Below are 1,295 nucleotides of genomic sequence, written 5' to 3' on the forward strand. Positions count from 1 at the left end.
CGTTCTGCAGGAACGGCCCGAAACTCACTCGGGCCACACCCAATTCGGCGAAGTACTCCCGCCCGCCCTGGGTGGGGATGCCGATGGAATTGATCGGCAACGGCAGTTCCCCGGTGAGCCGCCGCTGCACCTCCGGCTCGTGCCGGCCGACCGGATAGAGCACGTCGGCCCCGGCGGCCGCGGCGAGACGCAACCGCTCGAGCGCGCTGTCCAACCGCTCCGCCGGAGTCCCGGTATCGGGACGCAGGAACACATCGGTGCGCGCGTTCACCACGACATGCACCCCGGTCGCATCGGCGGCCCGCCGCAATTCACCGACCAGATCAGCATGCTCCTGCGGCTCCCGCAGCCGCCCACCCTCGCTGTGCACGGTGTCCTCGATATTGAGACCGACCGCCCCGGCCTCCAGCAGACCCTCGATCAGGGTCGCGGGCTTCTGCGCATACCCGGACTCGATATCCACCGAGACGGGAATGTCCACCGCGGCCGTGATCTCCCGAATCCGCGAGGTCACCTCGGAGAAGGTCATCCCCTCCCGATCAGCCTTCCCCAGCGAATTCGCCAGCGGATGGCTCCCGACGGTGATCGCCGAGAACCCGGCCTCCCGGACGAGAGTCGCGGACCAGGCATCCCACACGGTCGGCAGAATGACGGGATTACCGGGCTGGTGCAGAGCGAGAAAGTCGACGGCTTGCTGCTCGAGGCTCATGATTCGATCCTGCCTGATGGTGTCGGTCGGCGAAAGGTGGACTGCGCCACCGGCACCGGGTCTCACACCGGTGCCGGGGGTGCCGAAGGTCAGTTGCCGTCGACCTTGGCCATCGAGAGCACGTTCAGGCGGCGGTCGAGTTCCTCGAGCGAGAGGTTGTCGCCGATCAGGCCGCGGTCGATGACAGTCTGGCGGATTGTCTTGTGTTCCTTCAGGGCCTGCTTGGCCACGGCGGCGGCTTCCTCGTAGCCGATGGCCGAGTTCAGCGGGGTCACGATGGACGGGGAGGATTCCGCGAGATGCCGCAGGCGGTCGACGTCGGCCACCAGGCCGGACACGCACTTGTCGGCGAACAGGCGGGAGACGTTGGCCAGCAGGCGGATCGACTCGAGGACGTTGCGGGCCATCACGGGGATGTAGACGTTCAGCTCGAACGCGCCGTTCCCGCCGCCCCAGGCGATGGCGGCGTCATTGCCGATGACCTGCGCGGCCACCTGCGTAACCGCCTCGGGGAGGACCGGATTCACCTTGCCGGGCATGATCGAGGAGCCGGGCTGGAGATCCGGGAGCTGGAGTTCGGCGAGGC

Annotated in this window: 2 protein-coding genes; both read right to left on the reverse strand. The window is 67.7% G+C overall.

Annotation, left to right across the window (positions count from 1 at the left end; all coding sequences use genetic code 11):
• The coding region (locus tag ACIRS4_RS37355; protein ID WP_404204599.1) for an isocitrate lyase/phosphoenolpyruvate mutase family protein at nucleotides 1–709 on the reverse strand (709 nt) is incomplete at its 3' end.
• An 89-nt stretch (nucleotides 710–798) separates the two neighbouring features.
• Nucleotides 799–1,295: lyase family protein (locus tag ACIRS4_RS37360; RefSeq protein ID WP_404204601.1), on the reverse strand; the 497-nt coding region annotated here is incomplete at its 5' end.

The sequence above is a fragment of the Streptomyces sp. NPDC101166 genome, assembly GCF_044768125.1.
In the GTDB taxonomy this organism is placed as follows: Bacteria; Actinomycetota; Actinomycetes; order Streptomycetales; family Streptomycetaceae; genus Streptomyces.